Source organism: Steroidobacteraceae bacterium, assembly GCA_041395505.1.
GTDB lineage: Bacteria > Pseudomonadota > Gammaproteobacteria > Steroidobacterales > Steroidobacteraceae > JAWLAG01.
The window spans coordinates 2,481,636-2,506,189 of the sequence record JAWLAG010000001.1 but is presented as its reverse complement, the minus strand read 5'-3'; the positions used below and the strand labels follow the sequence as shown (position 1 = coordinate 2,506,189).

The following is a 24,554-nucleotide window of genomic DNA, read 5'->3' as shown; positions in this document are numbered from 1 at the left end:
TTCTCGCGCGGATGGTGGTTGCGCTATGGTGGCGCGTATGCAATTGCTGCCGATTCAATACCGGGCCGGCGATCGAGCCCTGACGGGTTTCCTTGCCGATGGCTCCGGGGGTCGACGGACAGCCGGAGTGCTCGTGGCTCACGAGTCGCCGGGTTTGACCGCGCACTCGAAGGAGCGTGCCGCAGCGCTCGCGGCACTGGGCTACGTAGCGTTTGCCCTCGACCTGTTTGGCCGCCACGATCTCGAATTGGACGACGCGCGCCGCCTGTCGGCGGAGGTCATGACGACTCCGGGCGTCATGTATCAACGCGCTCATGCGGCGCTCGAGGTGCTGGCGGCACAGGAGCACGTTGACTCGACGCGATTGGCGGCGATCGGTTTTTGCCTGGGCGGTGTTACAGTGCTCGAACTCGCGCGCCACGGGGATCCGCTGCAGTGTGTCATTGGGTTTCATCCGGGGCTCAAGCGACCGGCCGGCAGCCCTGATGGCCCGATCACCGCCAACGTCCTGATGATGATGGGCGATCTAGATCCGATTGCGCCACAGGCCGATCGGGAGGAGTTCGCGCGTAGCATGACAGCGGCCCGTGCGCGCTGGGAGTTGCATGTCTTTGGCGGCGTTGGTCATTCGTTCACGAATCCGGCCATTGACAGCTACGGTCTAGATGGATTTCGCTTCGATGCGGAGGCCACCCGCCGAAGCTGGTCTCTCGCGTTGTCATTTCTTGAGTTGCATCTGCAGCGTACGAACGATGACGGCGGAGGCGGTTCGTGATAACCCACAAGGGTGGTTGCCATTGCGGACGCGTGCGTTTCGAGGTGGATGCTCCGGAGCATCTCACGATCGATGTCTGCAACTGCTCGATCTGCCAGTGTTCCGGGTATCGTCATCTGATCGTTCCAGCGAGTCAGTTTCGCCTGTTGTCGGGAGACGATGGGCTCACGAGCTACCAGTTCAATACACGCACTGCCCGGCATCTTTTCTGTTCGACCTGCGGCATCAAGTCGTTCTACGTGCCGCGATCGCATCCCGATGGAATCAGTGTGAATGCGAACTGCATGGATCCCGGCACGATCACCGGCATGACGTTGCGGCAGATCGATGGCCGCAACTGGGAGGCGCAGTTTCCGCGCGGTCGCGGCTCCTTCGACTAGCTCGCCGCGCTCTTGCCATTCGAATTCGCGCAGAGCGAGGGAACCAATCCGCGAACCGCAAGTCCTATGCGCATTGGCACGCACACAACAACAATATGCCGGCGTGTCCAACCGCTCGCGGTTGTTGGTCACGATCATCGTGCTGGCGGGGCATGGCGCCTGCATCCTGCTCTGGAAACGCTGGATGTTTCCGGTTGCCATGCGCGGCGAGTCTGCTATCGTGGTGACCGAATGGCTCGACACAGAGCGCATCGCGACGAGCCAATTGAAAAACCCGCGCGAACCCACGCGCAACGCCACGAACCGGTCCGTGGCAACGTCCGCGCCGCGCGACCGCTCGCAAACGCCGCCGTCATCGACGTCGACAACCATTTCGCTGTCGCATGCCCCGATTGACTGGACGGAAGAAGCGCATCTTGCGCGGGAGCGCGCTTTGACGGCTGACAACCGTGGACCGCAGCGCTTTGGTGCGACGCCCGTGTCACCTTATCAACCGTGCAAGCGACGCGCGAGCAGCTTCGAGTGGGACCCTGAACCACGCAAGGCGGGTCTCTACCACGGTTTGCCCTATGTGATCATCAAGGACCGCTGCGTCGTGGGCCTCGGCTTCTTTGGATGCAAACTCGATGCAAAGCCGCCGGCGAACGGACGTTTGTTCGATGACCTGAACAAGGCTGATCGGATCGTGGGCTCGGTTCCGGATACCCCAGACTGTGTGCCCTCGCGCAAGGCAGACCGCGACGAGCCCGCGCAGCCGGGCTCAGTGTCCAGACCACCCTGAGCGGCGGATGGGCGAAACGACGGGTCCCTGCTAAGCTCATCCGCCGCCATCCTGGCAGACAGGCAACAGGACCCATTCCCATGTTCAAACGTGTCGTACAGGTTTTCGGTGTGCTGCTGTGGTTTCTCGGTTGGTCGGTCCACGCGCATGCCGCAGCGCAGGGAACGGTCGACAAGGCAGTCGAGATTCTTGGACGCTCCGTCGGTTTCGATACCGTGGCCGGGCGTGGCAAGGTGCCAGCCTATGCGGCGTATCTGCGCGATGAGCTGCTGGCAGCCGGTTTTGCCCCGGGCGACGTGCAAGTCGAACCCTTTGGCGAGACCGCGACGTTGACGGCCTATCTGCGAGGGCGAAGTCATACTGCGCCCATTGTGCTCAATGCCCACATGGATGTTGTGGAGGCAGACCCCAAGGACTGGATACGCAACCCATTCGTGATGGAAACGGACGGTCAGTACTTCTATGGTCGCGGCGTCCTCGACAACAAATTCGGATTGACGATGCTGGTGACGACACTCATCACTCTCAAGAATGAACATTTCGTTCCGGCGCACGATCTGATTCTGGTATTGACCGGCGACGAAGAGACGACACAGGCCACTGCTGCGGCCATTGCGCCACGCTTCAAGGGTGCGCGATTCGTGCTTAATGCCGATGCCGGCGGCGGGACGCTTGGCGACGATGGCCAGCCACTCTATTACAGCTTGCAGGCGGGCGAGAAGACCTATGCGGATTTCAAGGTCACTGTAACCAATCCCGGCGGACATTCCAGCCGGCCAACTGCGCACAATGCCATCGTCGATATGGCCGGCGCACTGTCGCGGGTTGCGGCCTTCCAGTTTCCGGCTGAGCGAAGCGAACTCACGCAAGCGTATTTTCGCGAAACGGCACGGCAGGTCCCCGGCGAGCTGGGTGCGGCGATGGCTCGATTTGCGGCCGATCCCGACGATGCGGCCGCCGTGGCCGAATTGAGTTCCCGCCCCGAGTATGTGGGCCAGATACGCACGACCTGCGTGCCGACCATGATCAATGGAGGCCATGCGGAAAATGCCCTGCCGCAGCGGGTGGTCGCCAACATCAATTGCCGGATATTTCCTGGTAATGCACCCGAGGCGATCCGCAGGAAACTGCAGGAACTCGTCGGTGATGCGGGCGATGTCAGCCTGCCAGCCGAATTTCCAAAAAGCGAAGTATCGCCGCTCGATGCCAGGTTGCTGAAGGCCGTGCGGGCCGCGGTCGACCTGCGGCAGCGCAAACTCGCCATCATTCCCAGCATGTCGCCCGGAACGACCGACAGCGTGTTCTTTCGTCGCGAGGGTATCGCGAGTTATGGAGTCTCCGGAATCTTCATGAAATCATCGGACAATTTTGCCCATGGACTCAATGAACGCGTCCCCGTCGATGCCGTGCCGTTTGCACTCGATCATTGGCACAAGCTGCTGACACTGTTGTCGCGATGACGGAATCGCAGCTTTGAACCGCGATCTGGTTGCGGCGCTCGAGCTGGCGAGAAGCTCGGCGCTCGATTATCGCGCGCGCATCGCGCAGCGGGCGCCGCGACCAGCCGTTGAGTTTGCCGAGCTCGAGGCGGCATTTGACTTGCCCCTGCCGCAACAGCGACGTAGCGCAGAGGAGGTCGTCAGGGATTTGATTCGCGCCGCAGAGCCCGGTCTCATGGCCAATGCAGGTCCGAATTTCTTCGGTTGGGTGCAAGGCGCATCGCATCCGTCGGGCGTGGCGGCGGACTGGCTGACCTCGGCCTGGGGCCAGAATGCCGGCCTCTACCGTACGTCGCCCGCGGCCGCAGTGGCCGAAATCGTGGCGGGTCGCTGGATACTGGATCTTCTCGACCTGCCTCGGCAAAGCCTCATCGGCTTTGCCACCGGCGCAACCACGGCGGGGCTCACCTGCTTGCTCGTCGCGCGCGATCGCGTGCTCGCGGCCGCGGGTTGGAATTTGCGCGAGCGTGGCATGTTCGGGGCGCCCGCGGTCACGGTGTTGCTTGGTGAGGAGGCCCATTCGACAATCTTTGCCGCACTGCGCTACCTGGGTTTTGGTGAGTGCAACCTGCTGCGGGTTGCCGTCGATGACCAGGGGCGGATGATCGCCGCACATCTCGCGCAACAGCTTGCGGATCGCCGCGGACCCAAGATCGTCGTGGCGCAAGCCGGACATATCAATTCGGGTGCCTGCGATCCACTCGAGAGCATTGCCGAGCTCGCTCGAGCGCACGCAGCCTGGCTGCATATCGATGGTGCTTTCGGGCTATGGGCGCGCGCGGCACCCGCACTCAAATCACAGTGCCGCGGCGCCGAACTCGCCGATTCCTGGTCGGTCGATGGGCACAAGTGGCTGCAGGTTCCCTACGATTGCGCGTTCGCAATCGTTCGCGACACCAAGGCGCAGCAGGAATCATTGCAGATTGCGGCGAGCTATCTCGATCAACCACCCGAGGGCGCCTACAACCCTTCCAGTCTGGTGCTCGAATTGTCGCGCCGGGCGCGCGGATTCACTGTCTGGACGATGCTGCAGACCCTGGGGCGTGACGGCCTCGCCGAACTGGTAATGCACCATTGTCGTTGCGCGGGGTATTTGCGCGACAGGCTCGCTGTAGAATCAGGCATCAAAATCCTGAATGACGTCGTCCTCAATCAACTGGCAATCGCATTCGCAGTTGGCGCACCGGAGTCCGAGCAGGCACGCCTCACGGACGCGGTCATCGAGGCAATCCAGCGCGAGAATCGGTCCTACGTGGGGCCGGCGAGCTGGAAAGGGCTACGTATCATGCGGGTCTCCGTGGTTTCGGGCGAGACGGAGATTGCGCACATGGAGATTCTTGCCAATTCGATTCTTGCGGCCTGGCGCCGGATTGCGCCGGCCGGTGACGCCGACGGCGCGCCACCGGCCGGGCGGCATTAGAGCGACTCCGACTCGATTCGTGGCAGTATTCGAAAATTCGGGCAACGGGAGGTAGGCGACGGTGGCAGGCATTGCGGTTGTTACGGGTGGCGCCGGCGGCATTGGTGCGGCGACCTGTCGCGCTCTTGCCAGGACGGGCAGGGCAGTCGTTTGTGCAGATATTGCGACTGAGGCTGGCGCGCGCTTTGCGTCGGACTGCCAGTCGGAGAATCTGGCGGTCAGTTTTCAACCGCTCGATGTCTCGGACGAGCAATCCTGGCACCGGTTGCGAGATGTGCTGGCGGCGATGGGACAACAGCCCGCGATACTGGTCAACAACGCGGGAATCGACGTCGTCAAGGACATCTTTGCGACGACGGGCGAGGACTGGGATCGCCTTTTTCGCGTCAATATGAAGGGGATGTTCCTCGGCGCAAAGGTATTGGCGCGCGACATGCATGCCTGGGCGTTGGCGAATGACCAGCACGCGAGCATCATCAACATGTCCTCGATCTGCGGGCTGATTGGCGTCCCGTTTCAGACCGCCTATTGCGCGACCAAAGGCGCGGTGCGCATGTTCAGCAAGGCCCTTGCACTGGAACTGGCTGCCCTGAAATTGCGCATCCGCGTAAATTCCATCCATCCGGGCAGCGTCGATACCGCTTTTGCGGCGCAGTGCCTGAAGGAGTTGGGGGAGGTTGGCTTTGCACCCTCGCCCGAGGAGGCGCGTGCAGCGATCGACCGCGCGCATCCGATCGGCCAGATGGCAAAACCCGAGGAAATCGCCGACGCGATCGTATTCCTGGCTTCGGAGCAGTCACGATTCATGACAGGTTCCGAACTCGTGGTCGATGGCGGCTACACCAGTCAGTAGTGGTGTGTGCCAGCTCCCGCCGGTGTGGCCTGGATCTGCGCCACGGGGCGCATGACTGCATAGGCCGCAATGCCGAAGATCGCGAGTGTGACAACGACTACCGGGCCCGACGGCAGGTCGTAGACTGCCGATAGCCCGAGGCCAACCAGATAGCCGAGAGCGCTCATGGCATAGCCCGCGACCAGACGGCGTTTAGGCGTTGTGCGCGAGGTCGCGATGGCCGGTACGATCAGCGTGGTAAAGACCAGATAGACACCGACGAGTTGCACGGACACCGTGACCATGAGGGCGAACGCCACATAGAAGCCGACTCGACCGAGATGTTCGCGCCAGCGAAACCAGACGATCAGGAACAGGGCAGTCAAAACACTGGCGCGAGTCAAATGTTCGCTCGAGACCCATAGTATCTGCCCTGCCAGCAGGTCCTTCAGGTCCTCACTCCCATGGGGATCGCTCGCGAGGAGGAGAATTTGTGCGGTGGCCGCGAGCACGAACAGAACGCCGATAAGGGCTTCCTGTAATTCAGGCGTCTTGCGTTCGGTCCAGGTCAGGAGCAACGCGCCGAGCAAGGCGGCGGTCATGGCCGCAAATTGCGCTGCCCAGCCCTCGGGCTCGATGCCCAGGGTATGGCTTGCGATGACACCGAGACCCACGACCTGGGCAATCGCGAGATCGATGAAAATGATGCCCCTGCGCAGCACTTCCTGGCCGAGCGGCACGTGGGAGAGAAGTACCAGGAACCCTGCAACCAGCGCCGGAATGAGGATGGTCAGATTCTGCAGATCGAGCAGGTTCATTTGGCGGCTCCCAGCAAGCGGTTGATTGTGTCGTCGAACAATGCAAAGAGGTTGTCGGCCTCCTTGGTGCCGCCGACGGAGAAGGGCAGGAGTACGACCGGTACGCCAATTTTTCCGGCGAGCCATTCTGCCGATTTGCCGTCGCTGTAGGCGCTGCGCAGGATCATCCGCGGCGGCGATGATTTGAGTCGCGCGACCAGCTGTGCGAGGTAGCCGGCGCTTGGTGGCACCCCCGGCTTGGGCTCGATCGCAGCGACCTCCTCGAGACCCAGCCAGTGGCACAAGTAGACCTGATCGCGGTGGATGACCACCACTGGTACGCCCTTCAATCTTGCGGCGGAGTCTTGCCAGCGCGCCATTGCGCTCTGCCAGCGCTTCGCAAAATCATCGCCGCGAGTCGCGTACAGACCTGCATTGGCCGAGTCGATCGCGGCCAGGCGCGCAGAAAGTGCACGCGCAATTGCGGCGATATTGCGCGGATCGAGCTGCAGGTGCGGATTGCCCTGAGGGTGTATATCGCCCATGGCGCGATCGACAGCGCTGGGTTTTTCAAGAAGTGCCACTTGCGATGCGGCCTCGAAGTAGCCCGGCTGGCCGGGCTGAATGCGCGCGTTGCCCGATTCCTGAAGCAATACGGGGAGCCAGCCTATCTCGAGCTGAGCGCCGGTTGCGAACACGAGATCGGCCGAACGCGCCCGGGCGATCAGGCTGGGTTTGGCTTCGACGCGGTGAACGTCCTGCAATGCCGAGGTCGCTGTGTAGATGTCGACTTGGTCGCCGCCGATCTCCCTGGCAAGTGCCGCCCAATCCGTCGTGGTCGCGAGGATCTTGACCGCGGCCGAGGCGGAGTGTGTCCCGACGACAAATAGTGCGATGAGCGCCGTGCGAAGTATCTTTCTCATGTCGGTTTCCTAGAATTTGTGGGCGCCGTGGGCGCCGATGCTGAGGATGTATTGCAGTAATAGCTGACGGTCTCGCTCGCTCGCTCGCGCCTCATCGAGAGCGAATTGCGCGCGCAGGCGTGAAAACTCGCTCGGATTCCAATCGAGCATCAACGTGTACCGGACGGGGGAGGCGGCGAGCAATGCCGGAAAATCCGCAAGCGCCAACTGACCGCTATCTACCAGTTCCAGGCGCGTCGTGCCCGAATCGAGCGCGTCGTAGCGCAGGCCCGCGCGCCAGCGCGGCTTGAACTGGTAGACAGCTTGCAGGTACCAGCCACTCTGACGGCTTGCATAGTCGCCAGGCAGCGCCAAGCCACCGATGTCGTAGGTCAGCGTGCCGCTCTCGCGCCGTTGCAGGTACTCGGCCTGAAGTTTGACTTGTCGACTCGTGTTGCCTGCGACGGGTGACCATTTGAATACGGCATCGACTGCCGCCAGTCGGGACCGCCCCGTGAAGGCATTGAGAACGGAATCGCCGGCCAGATCAACGTCTGCAAATTGACGATCCTGCGTGCGCAGGTCGGCCCACGACAGACCCGATTGCCAGCTGATGGAATCCCTGATGTCGCCACCCACATGTGCAAACAGCGTCGTGTCGTTTACGCCATTTCGATTGCGGCGTGTTCCGGGGAAGGCAGCGCCATTGCCGAGCTCGGCGCCGATTTCGATGAACAAATCCGAGGGCGCAATCCACTTCAACTGGACACCGTCCTGGCTTCGCTGGCCGGCGAGCAGAGCCTGATAGACGAGCGGCTGATCAACGAAGTCCCAGGCGTGCGCATGCACTTCGTTCAGATACCCGAGCGCAGAGAAGAATCGCCCCGCCTTGATACCAAAGCCGGCCGGCAGTGCAAGGCTGCGCAGATAGGCTTCCTCGACGCCAATCTCGTTGTCTGCGCCAATCGCTGCGGTCAGATTGGCATAAAGGTAAGGGTCAACATTGGCCGCGAGGGTCAGTTCCGATTCGGCCAGATTGAATCCTCGCTCGGGCGGCCCAGTCTCGCCTCCAGATGGAATGAAACCCGCGATCGCATAACTTGCTGGATCGGCTGACAGGGCTGCGTAATTGCCGGTCAGAATGACCGACGTCGCCGGGTTGAAGGCGCTGGCCGTCGCCTGCGCTGCGACCGGAGCAGGTGCGCCTGAGTCCGGTGGTGCGGTTGCGGCGGCCTGTTCCAGCTGCAGGATGCGTTGTTCCAGCGCCGCAAGCCGCGACGTGTATTCGCTGCGAACGGCGTCGAGCTCTGCGCGCAAGCTCGCGGCCTCATCCTGTGCCGCTTCGGCAGTGGTAGAAACGGTTGTAACAAGCGCCATCAAAAGCGCCACTGCGGTGCGCATCGATGCGCTCGGCATGATCGTCATGGAATGGCTCCCAAATCGGATGCAATGGTCACCGCCTGGCCCTTGGCCAGTCGGTCAGTCAGTCAAACGACGGGAAGCAGTGGTGGCGCGCGTGCCTGAAAACTGAAGACAGGTTGGACGGGACGGGTCGCTGTCTCGCGCCGTGCATACGTCGAGCGCAGCGGCGTCAGGGCGATCGTGATATCCGCGGGCGGCGGGGCTGCGCCCAACAGGGCGTTGCCGGTGAGGCAGTCGCCGCAGAGTTGGCGATCGGGCAGGCTGGGTTCTGTTGAGGTCTGCGTGCCGCTGCGCAGGTGCGTATACGTATGCGCCAGCGCAGACGCCTGCGCAGTGACGAGCACCAATGCGAGCAGAATCGCCTTGATCTTGAGATGCTGCCGAGTCGTCAGCAAGCCTGCCTCGCGCCGGGGCCGAACAGTGGGCCCCAGTATACTTCGACAAAAGACGCGGGCAATAGTTCGTGGCGGTTAACGGATGTAGCGCCCGGAATTTTCAAAGAACGCCAGTATCGTTTCGGTGGCGTTGATGTCCTGGCTGGTGCGGCCCACCAGTCGGCGCAATAGCCGCGAATTACCGTTGTCCGCGCCCGGCCAGGTGTGGCCGCCGCCTTTGATCAGCACGAGCTCGGTGGGTTTCTCGCAGTTGCCGTAACGGTGGATTTCGACGCGCGTACCGTCACGGCTGTCGCGATTGATTTTCTCGATTGTCGGTGCTTTGGCGGCACAGTGGTTGATGCCGCGCCAGAAATCGAGCGTCTGCGGTACGGGGATTACGTCGCCGCCGGCGCCGCCGCCAGCGAGCTGCTTGACGGCGCCGCCCTGCCAACGTACCCACTCGTCCTTATCGCCATGGATCAGCATGAGGGGCACCGCGCGCTGCGGCCGGCAACGGGGTGCGAGCATCGAGCCCATCGAGCCGGCCACTGCAGCGAAACCTGCGATCTCACGGCTCATCTCGCATGCGAGGCGCAGCGTGAATATCCCACCGTTGCTGATGCCTGTGGCGAAAATCCGGCTGCGATCGATCCCCTGCGTCTTGATGGACCAGTCGATGATGGCGCGCACGAAGTCGATGTCGGCCGCGCCAAGGCCGGTTGTCTCCCGACCGTCCTGCCAGTGTTGGTCCGTTTCCGGATAAGCGGCGGCAAAGCCGTGCAGGTTCGCTGCCCGGTCCATGCCCGTCATTTTGGCAATCTGCGCGCCATTGCCCGCGCCGCCGTGGAACACCAGCACCAGGGGCATGGGCGCCGGCGGCAGTGGAGCAGGGCGGTGCAGATAGAACACGCGATTATGGCCGGCAATCGTCAGAGTCACTTTCGCGAATCCGGTATCGACATTGGTAGCCGATCGCAGCGGCGCGCGTTCGAGCAGGATGGGGGCGCCCGTCGACTGGGCGTAGACGGCGTCGCCAGCAAAAAGAACGACCAGTGAGGTGATGAAACAAACTAGACTTCGATTCGAAACCGGCGCCATGAGTCCTCCTGGGTGCACGAGCGTGAAACTAAGCTAACGCCGCGCAATCGTCTGCGACTTCAAGCCCGTCCTGGTGCAATGCGCCTGCGGGGATGTGATGCAGGTCACGGTCGTTGGTGACCTGCGGGCAGGAGCGCTACGCGGTCACCCGTTTGACGATGGCAGCAAGAAATCATGCCGCATGCTGACAAATCGCGCGACAATGGTAACTGGCTGTGCCGTGCAGCGAATTGGTTGCCAACTGCATGTTCCAACTGGAGCCCGCGTACCGTCGGGCGCGGACATTGCCGCGCGGTGTCTGGGCGCTCGGTGCGGTTTCGCTGTGCATGGATGTCTCCTCCGAACTGATCCACAGCCTGCTGCCAGTCTATCTGACGGTCACGCTGGGTGCATCGCTCGTGAGCGTCGGTCTGATCGAAGGCGCAGCAGAATCGGTGGCGGCACTTGTGCGGGTCTTCTCCGGTGCCCTCAGCGATCGGCTGCGCCGACGCAAGGCGGTTGCACTGGCAGGTTATGCGCTTGCTGCGCTCAGCAAACCAATCTTCCCGCTCGCGACTACGGTAGGCACGGTATTCGCGGCCCGTTTCATCGATCGAATCGGCAAGGGCATACGCGGTGCGCCGCGCGATGCGCTCGTAGCCGACCTCACGCCCGCACACTTGCGCGGTGCGGCATTCGGCCTGCGTCAATCCCTGGACAGCGTTGGCGCATTCCTTGGACCATTATTCGCCATAGCGCTCATGGTATGGCTGGCGGGCGAATTTCGCAGCGTACTCTGGCTCGCCACCCTGCCTGCATGGATTGCGGTCGGAGTGTTGTTGTTCGCCGTGCACGAACCACGGGCGACTTCGCAGCGTGCGGCGACTGGCGCACCGGTCAGCGGCGCCGCGATGCTTCGGTTGCCCGCGAAATTCTGGCGCGTCGCGGCGCTCGGCGGTGTATTCACGCTGGCGCGCTTCAGTGAGGCATTTCTGGTATTGCGCGTGCAAGGTCTTGGTATTGCGCTCGCGTACGTTCCCGCTGTGCTGGTCGTCATGAACCTGGCCTATGCCGGTTTCGCCTGGCTGGCAGGAGCCTGGGCTGACCGCATGCGCCCGAGTACTCTTCTCGCCGCCGGCCTGGGCGTGCTGGTCATCGCCGACATGGTGCTGGCAGCGGCGTCAGCGACCTGGGTTGCACTTCTCGGGGCGGCGCTTTGGGGCCTGCATATGGCAATGACCCAGGGGCTCTTTGCCAAGTTGATCGCCGATCACGCTCCGGCCGACTTGCGCGGCACGGCCTTCGGTGTATTCAATTTCATCGGCGCTGCGGCGGTGCTGCTGGCGAGTGCCATTGCGGGTGCGCTTTGGGCGAAATTCGGCGCACCAGCAGCATTTGTTGCCGGCGGCAGCTTCGCCCTGCTTGCGATGACGGGTTTGTTGATGGTACGCGGCCGCAACCACGATGACGGCTAGACGGCCCGCGCGATTACCTCGAGCACGACGGGCGTCAGCACGAATGCCCCTGGGTCCGACTCCGCGGCCGCGAGCGCATCGTCAAGTTGACGGGCAACGGTTGCATCGAGTCGCCCGCGTTCGACCATGTGCTCGGCGCCAACGCGCAGGAAGGTCTTCGGCCATTCCCAGAAATAGTCGCCGGGACGCACGGCTTCCACATGAGCTCGCAACCGCTCCACCTGAAATCCATTATGGGCGAGCAACGCGGGCAGGGCGAGTCCGATATCGGGCTCACCGCCCTCCGCGCGCCAGTGTTGCTCGACCGCGGCGACGAACTGCTCGTGCGCAGCGAGATGCGGTCCAAAGCGCCAGCTGCGGTAGTTGACATACTCGAAGAAGACGGCGGCGGCGCCCCTTTTGAGTCCTGTGCGCAGATGCCGAACGACGGTTTGCGGATCGTGAACGAAGGACAACAGCCAGCGGCACCAGGCACCATCGAGCGTCGCATGACCCAGGTCGAGTTCGGTGACATCCTGCTCGATCATCCGGATGTTGCCAAGTCCGCGCGTGCTCGCTGCTTTTTGCAGGGCATCGAGGAAGCGCTGCGAGCGCTCGACGGCAATGACCATGCCGTCGGGGCCTACGATTTCTGCCAGGTCGAGCGTCGCGTAACCTGGCCCGCAACCAAGGTCGAGTAGGCTCTGGCCAACCGTAAAACCCGCCTCGTGCCAGGCCGCGAGGGTACGTGAGCGCCAGACCCTGTGTTGCAAACCAAGACGTGCAATTTCGGCATCATGCGTGCCGAGCGCGTAGTCTTTTTCCGCCATGCCGCTCTCCCGCCAAGGGCGATAATGGGCTCGCCAACCACTATGGGTGTCAGATTCCGATGCACGGCCGGTGCCGTGCCTGTACATCCTGAGGCCAACCATGTCAGCACGCAATTGGTATACCGCCATCGCCAAGCACGCCGCCCGTTTCTCCGGCCGCCCTGCAGCCTTCGTGGTTGCGGTGGCCGTCATCTTGGTCTGGGTCATCACCGGGCCGCTGTTCGCGTTTTCCGATACCTGGCAGCTGGTCATCAATACCGGCACGACGATCATCACCTTCCTGATGGTGTTCCTGATCCAGAACACGCAGAATCGCGATACCCAGGCCATGCAGGTGAAGCTCGACGAGCTGATCCGCGCAACGCGCGGCGCGCACAACGCATTGCTCGACCTCGAAGAGCTCGAAGAGGAATCGCTCGACGCCTTTCGCAAGCGCTACCAGGTGCTGGCCAGGGAGGCGCGCAATTCGCTCGCCGCCGGGCAGGGCGATACCGATACGCCCGAGGCGTGATGCCGCTAACGCGCGATTCGTGATTGCAGCCAGTCGAGCGTTTCGTCCCAGAGCGGGCGGCCGTGCTGGTCGTGGAAGAACCCTGTATGACCCAAATGCCTGGTGCCGATCTCCCGCGGATCGATCCAGCGCGTTTCGATAGCGGCATGGCGGTAGATTTGCAGCAGCGGCGGAACGTTGGCCGCGACGGAAATCGGATCGTCGGTGAAGTAGTACGAGAGAATCGGAATGCGCACATCGTCGAAATGGATGGGGCCGAATTTCGCGCCATCAGGTGTGCGTAAGCGACCCGTACCATCGAAGAACGCTGCCATGTAATCCGGTTGCAGACACCACGCGCCCCATTCGCGGGCCACGTCGGCAGGCAGGTCTTCGCCCCAACGGATCTTCCTCACGGGCGCATAGCCGTACAGGCGAATTGCGAGCGGCATCCAGGCGCGCCATAACGCCAAAGTGAAGTAGCGGTACAGGAATCCCATGCCGCGCCAGTAACCGGTCGACACCGCTACGAAAAGGGCAGCACGTACCTGGGAAACGTTGTGCGCGAGTCCCAACTGCTGACCGCCCGTCGAGTGACCGAGCGCAGCGATCGCCAGATTGGGGTAGTGTTGCCGCAAATAGTCGATGGCTGCGGCGATGTCGTGACGGCCCCAATCGCGATATCGGGCCTTGTAGCCGCGCAGGCGTGGCGGTGCCGATGCGCCGATACCGCGATAGTCGAAGGTCAGCGTCACCCAGCCGCGACTGGCGGCATGTTCGGCGAAGCGCGAATAGAACCGTTGCGGTATGCCAGTGCCGGAATTGATGAGCAGGCAGCCAATGCGGTCACCGGTTGGCAGGAATAACTCTCCGCCCAGCGTGACGCCGTCGTCCGTGTGGATGGTTGCCGATTGTCGCCGGCACGAACTGTCGGCCCGGATCATTGGCCATTCTACCGCGACAGCTGGGAATCGTGCTTCAGGCGGCGCCTGCGGCTGGTTCGGATTGCGTCGCCGGCGGGCACAACCAGCGGTCGAGCATGTCGCGTAGCAGCGCGAGGTTGATCGGTTTCGGCAGATAATCGTCCATGCCGGCCGCAATGCAGCTGTCGCGGTCGCCCTCCATCGCATTGCCGGTAAGCGCGATGATTGGAACTCGCCGCGTGCCGTCTTCCAGTTCGCGAATGCGGCGACTGGCGGCGAAGCCATCCATCACAGGCATCTGGCAGTCCATCAGCACCAGGTCAAAATTCCCGTCCTTTTCGTAGAGCTCAACGCCTTCGCGGCCATTGACGGCGATGCAGTAGTCCATATGCACGGTCTCGAGCATGGCTGCCACCAGCTCCTGATTGACCGCATTGTCCTCGACGATGAGCACTCGTTTGCGAGCGACCGGCCCGATCAGCGAGCGGCTGCGCGTCGTAGCGCCAGCGGCGCCTGTGTCGCTTCCTTGCTCGAATAGTGCCGCCGTGCAGACAGGTTTGCCGATGCACCGGTCGATGCCGATCGGTGGCAGATCCTGACAGCCATGGGGCAGCAGCAGGGTAACGGTTACGCTGCGTCCCGCTGCCGCGAGTCGCATGGCGCTTACCCAGGATTCGAGTTCTGCGCGATCATCGCCGGAATCGATGACGATCTGAATATGGCGCAGGTTGGCTGGCAGCGATTCGATTTGCGTCACCGCGTCGATGCCGTCGGACGCGATCAATGCCAGTGCGCTTCGCGACGCCAGGGTTTCGGCGAGCGCACTGGCGATAATCGCTTCGGGCGCAACGACCAATGCGGCAACATCGTCGGTTGCTGACCATGACGCGCTTGATTCGGCCCCGGTTGCAGGCAAGGTGAAATAGAAGCGGCTCCCTTGACCCGGGGCGCTGTCGAGCCCCAGCGATCCTCCCATCAGCTCAACGAGGCGCTGGCAAATGGCGAGGCCGAGTCCGGTGCCACCGAATCGCCGGGTTGCGCTGTCATCAGCCTGGGCAAAGGCTTCGAAAACGTGCTCCTGCAGTTGTGGCGCAATACCAATGCCGGAGTCGATCACGGCGAACTCGATGTGGTTGGCGTCGGTATCGGCAGCGGCACGACCGCGGCTTGCGCTGACAAGTACCGCGCCGCGTTCGGTGAATTTGATTGCGTTGCTCACGAGGTTTGACAGTACTTGCCGCAAACGCAATCGATCGCTTTGGATAGTAGGGGGTGCGCCAGGCGCGAGGTGCGATGCGATTTCGATGCCTTTCGCGAAGGCCTGCGCACTGAACAGGTTGACGACGTGTTCCAGCTCCTCGCGTACATTCACCAGTTCTGTCGCAACATCCAGTTTGCCGGCCTCGATCTTGGATATATCGAGGATGTCATTGATGATGGCGATGAGGGCATCAGCGGAGGACTTCAGCGTTTGCACGAAGCGCGCTTGTCTTGAATCGAGCCGCGTGGTTTCGAGGAGCGATGCCATGCCAACGACGCCGTTGAGTGGAGTTCTCAATTCATGGCTCATGTTGGCGAGAAACCCGGATTTTGCGCGCGCAGCGGCTTCGGCGGCGAGGCGGGCGCGATCGAGTTCCCCGGCCGTGCGCTTTTGCTCCGAAATGTCGGTAATCACCGATATAATGCCGGTGACCTCGCCATTGTCGAGCTTGAGCGGTGCCTTCGCGACGAGGACGTCATATTCACGCTGGTTCGGGGCAATGATCCTGGCTTCGTAGCGCGCTGGTTGGCCACTGGCAATGACTTCGAGATCGAATTTCCGATGCACCGATCCGAGCACTGGCGAATTGACGGCCAAGCCGTGACCGGATTCCCCAGCGGTCCCGGCGCTCACCATCTTGTCCCACGCGGAATTTGCACGTTGCACTTGTCCGGTCCTGTCCTTGATCAGTACCGGCAGTGGCATGGTGTCGAGAACGGTCTCGAGAAGCTTCAGATTGGCCGCGATCTCATTCTCGAGCTGCTTGCGCTTGCTGATATCGGCAACGATTCCGGTCAGGCGGCGCGCGCGACCGTCCGGGTCGCGCACGGTCACGCTGCCGAAAGTCTGCAGCCACAGCCAATGGCCCTGTTCGTGGCGCACCCGCAGTTCGACTTCGAAGTCGGGCCTGTGGCCCAGCACGACGTCGCGAATGGCTGTACTGAGTGCCTGTGCGTCGGCAGGTACCGTGCGCCTCGACAAGGCGCCGAGATCGTAAGTTGCGTCCTGCTCCTTGGTGCCTATGAAACGGGCGAAATTCCGATCATAGAATATCTGCGTTGAACCGAAGTCCCAGTCCCACATGCTGAGATTGGAGGCGTCGAGCGCCATGCGCAATCGCTGTTCGGATTGCTCCCTGGCGCTGATCGCGCTATCGCGGTCGTGTGCGAGGCGGGTCAGGAATTCCGTCAACGGCCGGATACCGGCCTGGTCCGCAGTCGGCAGCGGCAGGGCCGAGTTCTTCGCCAGCCGTTTCGCCGCAGCAAGCAGACTGTCCGCCGCCAAGCGTTGCGCATCGAGTTCGCTTTTGAGGCGCGTATTGACCTCGAACAGCTCGGCGGAACTGATGTCGAGGCTGCGGGTGCGCAGATCAAGGTCGCGTTCGAGCTGCAGGTAACTTTGATCGACCGAGGTGATCAGGCTGCGCAGGATCTCGCGCAGCTGAGGCGCATCGGGCCCCTTGGCCGCGTCGGAATCTTCGGCCAACCACCGCCGCAGCGTTTCCTCTACAGCGTCGATGGATTCGAGTTTCAGTGCGCGGCGCAGCTGGCGCCGCAGGATGCGATGCATGTCAGGCCGCCTCGCTGAAACATGCAAGTGTCATCGTCTGATTGTGCAGCTGGGTTTCGGGCAAGGCGGTGCAGGAGCTGACTTCACCATTCGAGTAAAATCCGGCCAGCACACAATTTGGACCGAGAATGGATCCTACCGCCTCGACTTCCTCCTCGGTGCGATCGCCAAGTGCCAGGGAGCGGCCGACGCAGCTGACGAGCAGGGCGAAGGACGGCGCCTGCCGCCGCTCCTCGGGCAAACGGGCGAGTTCGGCCGCCATCTCGGCGCCATTGATCAGCTCATCTGGCGATGCACACATGAGCCGAAGAAAACCGTCCGCAACGATTTCGCCGGCGAGCGTGATGGCGCCGCTCGCTTCGTCGATGCCGAGAATCGTGCGAGTGACACCCGTTTCCTTTGCGGCATCGTCGTACATGGAGAATGGAAAAAGCAGTGCCGAACCCGGCAGGTTCTGGGCATGGTCGCCAAGATAGCGACGGTATACAGCCAGCGCCGGCTCACCGTCCAACTCGTAGAGGACGTTTCCGTCGCAGCGCGTGACGCGTCGAATCGGTCCGAAAGGCCGCCAGCCACCCATGCTGCCGACAGTCACCAGCAATCGAGGCGAACAAAAACCGATGACAACCAATTTGTTCGCATCGCATTGACCCCCTGCCACCACCATGGTCCGCTCGAACTTGATGCCATCGCTCGCGAGGCCGCCGACGAGTGCGACGTCGTTGCCGAGCGATTTGCGCAATCCACGTATCACGGCGCTGCCATTCAGATGAAGTCCCTGGCCCAGGACCATGACGGTATGCGGCCGGTCGCTTGCGAGCCCGGCGCCCAGTCGCTCGCCGGCGGTCTCCGAGTCCTGCATGGACTCGACATGGGTCATTGCCGTACAGATCTGGGGATCATCGAAGCGAACCGCAGTGATGACCGCACTGTTGCTCGCGATGCCACGCTGGTGAATTTCGCCGGCTGTCGAGCAGCCGACGGTGATGGCATCCGGCAATCTGCTTGCAACGCGCGCGGCAAGTCCGAGTTCGACCAGCAGATCGGGATCCGCAAACACGAGAACGAGCTGTGGCTCGAGGTCGGCCAGGGCTTCCAATTGCTCTGGCAGGGAGTCTGAGGAGTTCAGGATCAATTGACGTACTTGCACGGCGGCGCATCCAGATCGCACAGCATTGGCGCTCGATCAGTATGCGTTGGAGCAGCCCGCTATCGTCGTGACCTGGCTCGCATCGCAGCGGTTATCAGATTTGCCGAATATTCCCGGTGTGCAGGCGCGCACGCCCGCGCCGACAACGCGATCAGTGTTTGCCGGGTGAGAGTTCGACGCCGCGCCGTTCCCAGGTCGCGTAGGCCAGCATTGCCACCATCTTGGGATCATCCGCCGCGAGCGGCTGGCCTTCCAGTGGATTTCGCAGGCACCAGTTGATCATCTCCCACAGGCTTGCCACCCGGCCCAGCTGTTTCTGGAACTTCGGATAGGTTTCAGGGTGGGTATTGGCGGCATTGGGGTGGCATTGCGCGCAGGCAATACCGTTGCTCCCGAGCTTGCCGTCCGTCCACAATGCACGACCCTGTTTGACGACGAGCTGGAATTGCTCATCCTAGCGCTTCAGGTCTTCGGCGGTGAACTCATCTGAAATGGCCGATTGCGCAAACAGTGTGGCGATTGCCAATAGCCCCAGCATCTTCCGTGGTGACATTTGCTTCTCCCCGAATCAGTAATGATCTTGCGGCGGCACACGTGACTGCGGCGCCTGGAAGGCCATGTCCTGCGGCTGACCAGCGGCGGCATCGAAGGCGACAGTACGGCTGCGGTTGTTGTAGAGGTTGTAGGCGAGATCGACGCGGCCGGTATTGACATTGATCATCTGCCAACCCGTGGCATCGCGTTCGAAGAACGGGTCTGCGCGATTCATCGGAACCGTGAGCTTCGGCAGGTACTGGGCCGCCTGGGCGTAACTTTGCGGATACGGCCAGGGCCATGCGGTTGCCATCACCGAGTTGAAACTGATATTGCCGATCTGGTTGTACTGGATCTGGTGTACGTGTCCGTACAGTACCGATACACGCTCGAAAGGCGCCAGCAGTTTCTGTATCTCCTCTGCGTCCTCGGTCCAGAAATTCCAGCCTTTGTAGATCTTCTGTAATGGCGAATGCGAGAACACGACGACGGGCGTGTCCTTGCGCACGCGCGACAAGTCACGCGCAAGCCAGGCGCGCTGCTTCTCGCCGACCATGAAGGGTGATCCATTTGGATTGTCGAGTCCTGCCATCTCGAGCATGCGCTGCTCGGCGCTCGGCCAGCGATTGAATGTCCAGTCATCGTAGGTGAGGATGCTGTTAAGGACCACGAAATGCACGCCCTTGTGATCGAAGCTGTAGTACTGCGGTCCGAACAGCCTGGACCAGTACTTGCCGAGGTCGAGGTAATAGTCATGCTCGCCCATCACGCAGTGCAGTTTGCCTCGAAGCTTGCCGAGCATCTGCGCGCCGTGGTCGAGTTCGGCCACCGTGCCAAGCTGCGCGAGGTCGCCGCCGAACATCACGAAATCCGGTCGCGGTGACAGCAGATTCGTTTCAGCGACTGCGCGGATCAGACCACGATCCCAGTTGCGGACGAACTGTGCGCCCTTGATGTGTTGAATATGCGAGTCGGAAATGTAGGCAAAAGTGAAATTCCCGGCGGACTTCGCAAAAGCCATTTCCACCAACGTCAACGGCAATGTCGCTGCCCCGGCAGTCAGCGCCGTCTTTTTCAGGAAGGTCCTGCGATCGATTGCATTGTTCATGGGTTGATACCTCCGATTTGCTCGCCGGCCGTCACATTCGCGAGCTGCGCCGTAGCTGGCCGCTTCGGATCGCAAGCGCCCGAATTCAGGGCGTTCTGTTGTGCCTGCAATTGTGCGAACTGCGGGCTCGTCAATGACTCGAGGAATGCGACCAGATCGGAGATTTCCTCGTCGGTCAGATCGAGCGGCCTGATACCGCCACTCAGGAAATCGTTTACCGGATCTTCTTTCCTGGTGACGCCGCCATTGTTGTAATGTTCGACGACTTCGCGCAGGGTCTTGAGACTGCCGTCGTGCATGAACGGCGCGGTTACCGCGACATTGCGCAGGGTCGAGGTCTTGAAAGCACCGATCTCGTCCAGGGAGTCGGTAATCGCAAAGCGCCCGAGCTCCGAGCTGCGCTTGTCCGCGAGCACGGCCTTGTCGACGTCGATACCCTTGGCTTTAGCCTCGAGGAAGGCGGGCGCCAGCTGCCCGACCTCGTTCTGGATGCGATTGATACCGACGCCAATATTGTGAAAACGGCTGTCGGTGAACAATGCGCTGTCCTGCTCGATGGTATGACAGGATACGCAACGCGCCTTGTTCAGGAATAGATCGAAACCGCGGATCGCCGTTGGCGACAGGGCGGATTTGTCGCCGCCGAAGTAATAGCGATCGAAGGGCGAATCGCCGCCTACGATCGTGCGCTCGAACGCGGCAATTGCCTGCGTCACTTCGCGTATGCTGATCGCCGAGGCGTTCGTCCCGAAAACTTCGGCAAACGCAGCCACATACTGCGGGTCGCTACGGACAATGGCGAGGATGGGCTCGTGATCGGCAAGTCCCATTTCCACCGGGTTGACGAATGGGTGCAACGCCTGATCTTCCAGATCCGGCGAGCGGCCGTCCCAGAACTGCGACTGGAAGTAGGCCGCGTTGATGACTGTCGGGGCGTTGCGGGTACCGGTCAGCTTGTTGATTCCTTCGGATGTCGTGAGTGGACTGTCCGTAAAGGCCTTGGCCGGGTCGTGGCAGGTCGCGCAGGCGACAGCGCCCGTGCTGCTGAATCGCTTGTCATTGAACAGCTTGTCGCCGAGCGCGATTTTCTCGGGTGTTTGCGGGTTGGTGGCCGGCACTGGCACGGGCGGTAGTCCCAGGGGTGCGGCGAGCGATAGAGCGGCGGCGGCGATGGCTGCGCAGGCAGCGACAATACGGTGTCCAGATGACATAAGCCTCCCTCCTTAGACTTGGTCTAACCGAGATTAGACACGTTCTAAGCGAGGGTCTATACGGAATTACCCTGTGTTGGCCAATGCAACCGCAGGGCCGGTGCGGAGCTCGCCAGCGTATGCTTGGCGTCTCGACTCAGATGGAATCGCACGATGCAAGGGCACCGCGATCTACGGGAAGTCATCACCTCGGTACCCGCCTCGGATGGGGCAGGCGTGCGGCTGCGCCGCAGTCTCGGGGGGCCGACGGGTCAAAGAGTGGATCCGTTCCTGATGCTCGACGAGTTTTTCTCCGATGATCCGAACGACTACCTGGCGGGGTTTCCGTCCCACCCGCATCGCGGCTTCGAAACCGTAACCTACATGCTGGATGGCCGCATGCGTCACGAGGACAGCTGCGGCAATCGCGGCGACCTGGGCCCGGGCGACGTGCAGTGGATGACCGCGGCACGCGGCATCATTCACTCCGAAATGCCCCAGCAAACTGCCGGCAGAATGCGCGGCTTTCAGCTTTGGCTCAATCTGCCAGCCAGCGCGAAGATGCAGCCGGCCGCCTACCGTGACATTCCGGCGAGCGATATTCCCGAGTACAGCCTGTCGGCTGGCTGCCAGATGCGACTGATCGCCGGAGCGCTCTCGATCGAGGGCAAGGTATTGCGGGGCGCGACGCTTGGACAACCATCGACCGCACCGCTGTTCGCCGACCTGCGTTTGCTGCCCGGTGCCACCATCGAGCTGCCGATAGCGCGTGAATTGAGCGCTTTTGTCTATCCATATGATGGTGCAGTGGAGCTCCTGGGGAGCGATGGCGCGCCTCGCTCGTTACCATTGCAGGGCGCAGCTGTTCTGGATGACGGTGACCGACTGGCACTGCGTGCATCGCATGGCGCGGCGCGGTTGCTGCTGCTTGCTGGGCGTGCGCTCAACGAACCCGTCGTGCAATATGGACCATTCGTCATGAACACACGCGCGGAAATCGAACAAGCCGTCGACGATTATCGAAACGGCAGGCTCGTCGAGCCCGCCAGGAGCAGTTCTGGATGACCGAAACCTTGGCGCCGAGCCGCTATGCGCTCGCGTTCGTTTTCATCACCATGCTGATCGACACCATCGGACTTGGTGTGACGATTCCCGTCGCCCCGAAGCTGATCCAGTCCTTGACCGATACGGATCTTTCCACTGCGGCACGGTACGGCTCGTGGTTATTCTTCAGCTATGCTCTCATGCAGTTCCTGTTTGCACCGGTGATCGGCAACCTCAGTGATCGCTTCGGCCGTCGGCCGGTGCTGATTCTCTCCCTCACCATGCTCGGTATCGACTATGTCATTACTGGTCTTGCGCCGACGATCGGCTGGCTGTTCATCGGCCGTATCCTGTCGGGCATGTCGGGCGCCGCCTATTCGACTGCCAACGCCTATATCGCCGACGTGTCTCCACCCGAGAAACGCGCCGCGCGCTTTGGGTTGATAGGCGCGGCCTTCGGGGTCGGTTTCGTGCTCGGGCCGGCGCTCGGTGGCATCATCGGCGAGCACTTCGGTCCGCGTGCGCCGTTCCTGGTGGCGGCGGGCCTCGCATTCGCCAATGCGCTTTTCGGATTCTTCGTGCTGCGCGAATCGCTCCCCCCCGAACGCCGCCGGCCGTTTGACCTGCGACGTGCGAATCCGCTCGGTTCCGTCATGCAGGTGCGTCGCTATCCCTTGCTGCTGCCGCTGATCGTGGTAATGGTGCTCATGCGACTGGGGCATGATTCGAACCCGGCCGTATGGAGCTACTATACGATGCTCAAATTCAACTGGTCCGAGGGCCAGGTGGGGTTGTCACTGGCCGCTATCGGCATCTGCGTGTCCATCGTCTACGGCGGCTTTACCCGCATCGTGGTGCCACGCTTTGGCGAGCGCGGCGCGATCTACATGGGTACGCTGTCGGCTGCCGTCGGATTTGCCGGCTATGCGTTCGCGACCAGCGGTTGGCAGCTCTATGCATTCATGTTGCCATTCGCGATGATGGGACTGGTGGGCCCGTCACTCAACGCCATCATGTCGAAGAACGTACCGGCCAACGAGCAGGGCGAACTGCAAGGCACGCTTGCAAGCGTCGGCAGCCTGACGTCGGTCGTGGCGCCGCTCATCATGGCCAATCTGTTCGCCTACTTCACGGCACCCGGTGCGCCCGTGCATTTCCCGGGTGCAGCCTTCCTGGCGGCGTCACTTTGCATGCTGTTGGCCGCTTTCCTGTTCTCACTCTCGAGTGCCGGACGGCGGGTGCTGGCGCCGGCCTGAGCCAGGACGCCTCGCAGCTTTCGAAACGGCATGTCCGACTAGATGGATTTCGACGCCCTGATCAACGACTGGCTGGGGCCAGTCGCCGAAGGACTGTCCGCGGTCGTGTTCTTTTCGATTCCGGCCTTCGGTACGCAAATTCCCTTGATCGTGCTGTGGCTGATACTGGGCGGTGTGGTCACGACCCTTGCGTTCGGCTTTATCAACCTGCGCGGGTTCGGTCACGGCATCGCCGTATTGCGTGGGCGCTACAGTCGAGGCGATCAACCGGGTGAGACGACACCATTCGAAGCACTCGCGACCGCAGTATCGGGCACGGTGGGTCTTGGCAATATCGCGGGTGTTGCGGTAGCCATTGCAATTGGTGGACCAGGCGCGGCACTTTGGATGATCGTCGCTGGTTTCTTTGCCATGAGCGCGAAATTTGCCGAAGTGAGTCTCGGCGTGAAATATCGACGCACCCGGGCTGACGGCACAGTCACTGCGGGCGCGATGTACTATGTGCCCGTTGCGTTCTCTCGACTCGGCCTTGCGCCGCTCGGCCGCGCGCTCGCAGTGTTCTTCTGCATCGCCGCGATTGGCGCGTCGATGACCTTGTTCCAGGTCAACCAGGCCTACGCGCAGTTTCGCGAAGTCACGGGTTTCGAGTCCGGCCTGCTGTTCGGCACGGGTGTGGCATTGTGGGTCGCGGCCGTCCTGTTCGGCGGCATGCGGCGAATTGCCCGCTGGACCTCCGCACTGGTGCCGGCAATGTGCGGTCTTTACCTGGTGGGCGCAACGACCGTGTTGCTTGCCAATTGGCAACACCTGCCCGGCGCGCTTGCGACCATCGTCCGCGAGGCATTTTCCCCCGTTGCGGTCGAGGGCGGTGTCGTCGGAGCGCTGCTGCAGGGATTCAGGCGCGCGGCGTTCTCCTCCGAGGCGGGGCTTGGCTCCGCGCCCATGGCGCATGCTACCGTGCGCACGCGTGAGCCGATGTCGCAGGGATTTGCGGCGCTCCTCGAGCCATTCCTCGATACCATAGTGGTATGTGTTGCCACCGCGCTGGTCATCGTCGTCTCGGGCGTTGCAACCAACGGCGATGCCGAGGGCGTTGCGCTCACTTCGCGCGCGTTTGCGACTGTCGTGCCATGGTTTCCGGTCTTGCTCGCCGTCAGCGTGATTCTCTTCGCTCTGTCGACCATATTGAGCTGGGGTTACTACGGCGAACAGGCCTGGATCTATCTGTGGGGTGAGACAAAAGCGTCGCGTTATGGCTACCGGCTGCTCTTGTGCGGGGTGCTGAGCATCGCCGGTACATTCCCGCTGCACCAGGTCGTCAATCTCGCCGACGGACTCAATTTCTGCATGGCGATACCCAATTTGCTGGCAGTATTCATACTGCTTCCGGAACTGCGTCGCGATCTTGGGGACTACTGGCAACGCATCGTGAAGGGGCAGCGCTAGAGCGCCTGGCCGGGCCGTGACGCCCAAAGGGCCAAGA

General features: G+C 62.0%; 23 protein-coding genes. 11 read left to right on the top strand and 12 right to left on the bottom strand.

Annotation, left to right across the window (positions count from 1 at the left end):
* Nucleotides 1–37: 37 nt before the first annotated feature.
* The 6 genes from R3E77_11725 to R3E77_11700 all read left to right on the top strand — a co-directional run bounded on the left by R3E77_11725 (nt 38) and on the right by R3E77_11700 (nt 5,708).
* On the top strand, nt 38–775 hold the full coding sequence (locus R3E77_11725) for a dienelactone hydrolase family protein (GenBank protein MEZ5500081.1): 738 nt from the start codon (nt 38–40) through the stop codon (nt 773–775).
* The gene (locus R3E77_11720; protein ID MEZ5500080.1) at nt 772–1,155 is read left to right on the top strand and encodes a GFA family protein; all 384 of its coding nucleotides are present in this window, start codon (nt 772–774) and stop codon (nt 1,153–1,155) included. The genes R3E77_11725 and R3E77_11720 overlap by 4 nt, the downstream gene beginning before the upstream one ends.
* Nucleotides 1,156–1,258: 103 nt before the next feature.
* Nucleotides 1,259–1,936: a hypothetical protein gene (locus tag R3E77_11715; GenBank protein MEZ5500079.1), complete on the top strand. Its 678-nt coding sequence runs from the start codon at nt 1,259–1,261 to the stop codon at nt 1,934–1,936.
* Nucleotides 1,937–2,016: 80 nt separating this feature from the next.
* Entirely contained in the window at nt 2,017–3,396 is a 1,380-nt protein-coding gene (locus tag R3E77_11710; GenBank protein MEZ5500078.1) for a M20/M25/M40 family metallo-hydrolase, read from the top strand.
* 13 nt (nt 3,397–3,409) lie between these two features.
* Nucleotides 3,410–4,855, top strand: a complete 1,446-nt coding sequence (locus tag R3E77_11705; GenBank protein ID MEZ5500077.1) for an aminotransferase class V-fold PLP-dependent enzyme — start codon at nt 3,410–3,412, stop codon at nt 4,853–4,855.
* A 61-nt stretch (nt 4,856–4,916) separates the two neighbouring features.
* A complete protein-coding gene (locus tag R3E77_11700) occupies nt 4,917–5,708 on the top strand; it encodes an SDR family oxidoreductase (protein MEZ5500076.1) in 792 nt (263 codons plus the stop codon).
* Here R3E77_11700 and R3E77_11695 read toward each other — a convergent pair.
* From R3E77_11695 to R3E77_11675, 5 genes are all read right to left on the bottom strand, one after another.
* Nucleotides 5,702–6,505, bottom strand: coding sequence for a metal ABC transporter permease (locus R3E77_11695; GenBank protein MEZ5500075.1), 804 nt, complete (start codon nt 6,503–6,505; stop codon nt 5,702–5,704). The two genes, R3E77_11700 and R3E77_11695, sit on opposite strands and share 7 nt — an antisense overlap.
* Complete coding sequence (locus R3E77_11690) at nt 6,502–7,407, bottom strand: zinc ABC transporter substrate-binding protein (GenBank protein ID MEZ5500074.1); 906 nt, start codon at nt 7,405–7,407, stop codon at nt 6,502–6,504. Before R3E77_11690 ends, R3E77_11695 begins: the two co-directional genes overlap by 4 nt.
* Before the next feature lie 9 nt (nt 7,408–7,416).
* Nucleotides 7,417–8,811 carry a TonB-dependent receptor gene (locus R3E77_11685; GenBank protein MEZ5500073.1) on the bottom strand — a complete coding sequence of 465 codons (1,395 nt, stop codon included), beginning with the start codon at nt 8,809–8,811 and terminating at the stop codon, nt 7,417–7,419.
* Nucleotides 8,812–8,873: 62 nt separating this feature from the next.
* Nucleotides 8,874–9,203, bottom strand: a complete 330-nt coding sequence (locus tag R3E77_11680; protein ID MEZ5500072.1) for a hypothetical protein — start codon at nt 9,201–9,203, stop codon at nt 8,874–8,876.
* A 75-nt stretch (nt 9,204–9,278) separates the two neighbouring features.
* Entirely contained in the window at nt 9,279–10,283 is a 1,005-nt protein-coding gene (locus R3E77_11675; GenBank protein ID MEZ5500071.1) for a PHB depolymerase family esterase, read from the bottom strand.
* A gap of 245 nt (nt 10,284–10,528) precedes the next feature.
* Here R3E77_11675 and R3E77_11670 point away from each other — a divergent pair, with 245 nt between their 5' ends.
* Nucleotides 10,529–11,737 carry an MFS transporter gene (locus R3E77_11670; protein ID MEZ5500070.1) on the top strand — a complete coding sequence of 403 codons (1,209 nt, stop codon included), beginning with the start codon at nt 10,529–10,531 and terminating at the stop codon, nt 11,735–11,737.
* On the opposite strand, the gene R3E77_11665 is transcribed toward R3E77_11670, so the two are convergent.
* Nucleotides 11,734–12,546, bottom strand: coding sequence for a methyltransferase domain-containing protein (locus tag R3E77_11665; GenBank protein MEZ5500069.1), 813 nt, complete (start codon nt 12,544–12,546; stop codon nt 11,734–11,736). The two genes, R3E77_11670 and R3E77_11665, sit on opposite strands and share 4 nt — an antisense overlap.
* A 100-nt stretch (nt 12,547–12,646) precedes the next feature.
* Here R3E77_11665 and R3E77_11660 point away from each other — a divergent pair, with 100 nt between their 5' ends.
* Nucleotides 12,647–13,057 (top strand): low affinity iron permease family protein, encoded by a 411-nt coding sequence (locus tag R3E77_11660; protein ID MEZ5500068.1) that lies wholly within the window; start codon nt 12,647–12,649, stop codon nt 13,055–13,057.
* A 5-nt stretch (nt 13,058–13,062) separates the two neighbouring features.
* Here the strand turns inward: R3E77_11660 and R3E77_11655 are convergent, their stop codons facing one another.
* The 6 genes from R3E77_11655 to R3E77_11630 form a co-directional block, all read right to left on the bottom strand.
* Nucleotides 13,063–13,980: an alpha/beta fold hydrolase gene (locus R3E77_11655; protein MEZ5500067.1), complete on the bottom strand. Its 918-nt coding sequence runs from the start codon at nt 13,978–13,980 to the stop codon at nt 13,063–13,065.
* 34 nt (nt 13,981–14,014) lie between these two features.
* The gene (locus tag R3E77_11650; GenBank protein ID MEZ5500066.1) at nt 14,015–16,789 is read right to left on the bottom strand and encodes an ATP-binding protein; all 2,775 of its coding nucleotides are present in this window, start codon (nt 16,787–16,789) and stop codon (nt 14,015–14,017) included.
* 1 nt (nt 16,790) lies between these two features.
* Complete coding sequence (locus R3E77_11645) at nt 16,791–17,939, bottom strand: FIST N-terminal domain-containing protein (GenBank protein MEZ5500065.1); 1,149 nt, start codon at nt 17,937–17,939, stop codon at nt 16,791–16,793.
* 151 nt (nt 17,940–18,090) lie between these two features.
* Nucleotides 18,091–18,354, bottom strand: coding sequence for a hypothetical protein (locus R3E77_11640; protein ID MEZ5500064.1), 264 nt, complete (start codon nt 18,352–18,354; stop codon nt 18,091–18,093).
* A 153-nt stretch (nt 18,355–18,507) separates the two neighbouring features.
* Complete coding sequence (locus tag R3E77_11635) at nt 18,508–19,581, bottom strand: metallophosphoesterase (GenBank protein MEZ5500063.1); 1,074 nt, start codon at nt 19,579–19,581, stop codon at nt 18,508–18,510.
* Entirely contained in the window at nt 19,578–20,792 is a 1,215-nt protein-coding gene (locus R3E77_11630; protein MEZ5500062.1) for a cytochrome c peroxidase, read from the bottom strand. The genes R3E77_11635 and R3E77_11630 overlap by 4 nt, the downstream gene beginning before the upstream one ends.
* 153 nt (nt 20,793–20,945) lie before the next feature.
* Between R3E77_11630 and R3E77_11625 the strand changes: the two genes are divergently transcribed.
* Genes R3E77_11625 through R3E77_11615 form a run of 3 tightly spaced genes read left to right on the top strand, consistent with a single transcriptional unit; the run spans nt 20,946 to nt 24,517 of the window.
* Nucleotides 20,946–21,836 carry a pirin family protein gene (locus tag R3E77_11625; GenBank protein ID MEZ5500061.1) on the top strand — a complete coding sequence of 297 codons (891 nt, stop codon included), beginning with the start codon at nt 20,946–20,948 and terminating at the stop codon, nt 21,834–21,836.
* A complete protein-coding gene (locus R3E77_11620) occupies nt 21,833–23,071 on the top strand; it encodes a TCR/Tet family MFS transporter (GenBank protein MEZ5500060.1) in 1,239 nt (412 codons plus the stop codon). The genes R3E77_11625 and R3E77_11620 overlap by 4 nt, the downstream gene beginning before the upstream one ends.
* A gap of 42 nt (nt 23,072–23,113) precedes the next feature.
* A complete protein-coding gene (locus tag R3E77_11615) occupies nt 23,114–24,517 on the top strand; it encodes an alanine/glycine:cation symporter family protein (protein ID MEZ5500059.1) in 1,404 nt (467 codons plus the stop codon).
* The last annotated feature ends 37 nt before the right edge of the window (nt 24,518–24,554 follow it).

Coding starts and splice junctions, on each gene's coding strand:
- R3E77_11725 (MEZ5500081.1), top strand. CDS start 38: ATGCAATTGCTGCCGATTCAATACCGGGCCGGCGATCGAGCCCTGACG.
- R3E77_11710 (MEZ5500078.1), top strand. CDS start 2,017: ATGTTCAAACGTGTCGTACAGGTTTTCGGTGTGCTGCTGTGGTTTCTC.
- R3E77_11695 (MEZ5500075.1), bottom strand. CDS start 6,505: ATGAACCTGCTCGATCTGCAGAATCTGACCATCCTCATTCCGGCGCTG.
- R3E77_11690 (MEZ5500074.1), bottom strand. CDS start 7,407: ATGAGAAAGATACTTCGCACGGCGCTCATCGCACTATTTGTCGTCGGG.
- R3E77_11685 (MEZ5500073.1), bottom strand. CDS start 8,811: ATGACGATCATGCCGAGCGCATCGATGCGCACCGCAGTGGCGCTTTTG.
- R3E77_11675 (MEZ5500071.1), bottom strand. CDS start 10,283: ATGGCGCCGGTTTCGAATCGAAGTCTAGTTTGTTTCATCACCTCACTG.
- R3E77_11670 (MEZ5500070.1), top strand. CDS start 10,529: ATGTTCCAACTGGAGCCCGCGTACCGTCGGGCGCGGACATTGCCGCGC.
- R3E77_11665 (MEZ5500069.1), bottom strand. CDS start 12,546: ATGGCGGAAAAAGACTACGCGCTCGGCACGCATGATGCCGAAATTGCA.
- R3E77_11660 (MEZ5500068.1), top strand. CDS start 12,647: ATGTCAGCACGCAATTGGTATACCGCCATCGCCAAGCACGCCGCCCGT.
- R3E77_11655 (MEZ5500067.1), bottom strand. CDS start 13,980: ATGATCCGGGCCGACAGTTCGTGCCGGCGACAATCGGCAACCATCCAC.
- R3E77_11650 (MEZ5500066.1), bottom strand. CDS start 16,789: ATGCATCGCATCCTGCGGCGCCAGCTGCGCCGCGCACTGAAACTCGAA.
- R3E77_11635 (MEZ5500063.1), bottom strand. CDS start 19,581: ATGAACAATGCAATCGATCGCAGGACCTTCCTGAAAAAGACGGCGCTG.
- R3E77_11630 (MEZ5500062.1), bottom strand. CDS start 20,792: ATGTCATCTGGACACCGTATTGTCGCTGCCTGCGCAGCCATCGCCGCC.
- R3E77_11625 (MEZ5500061.1), top strand. CDS start 20,946: ATGCAAGGGCACCGCGATCTACGGGAAGTCATCACCTCGGTACCCGCC.
- R3E77_11620 (MEZ5500060.1), top strand. CDS start 21,833: ATGACCGAAACCTTGGCGCCGAGCCGCTATGCGCTCGCGTTCGTTTTC.
- R3E77_11615 (MEZ5500059.1), top strand. CDS start 23,114: ATGGATTTCGACGCCCTGATCAACGACTGGCTGGGGCCAGTCGCCGAA.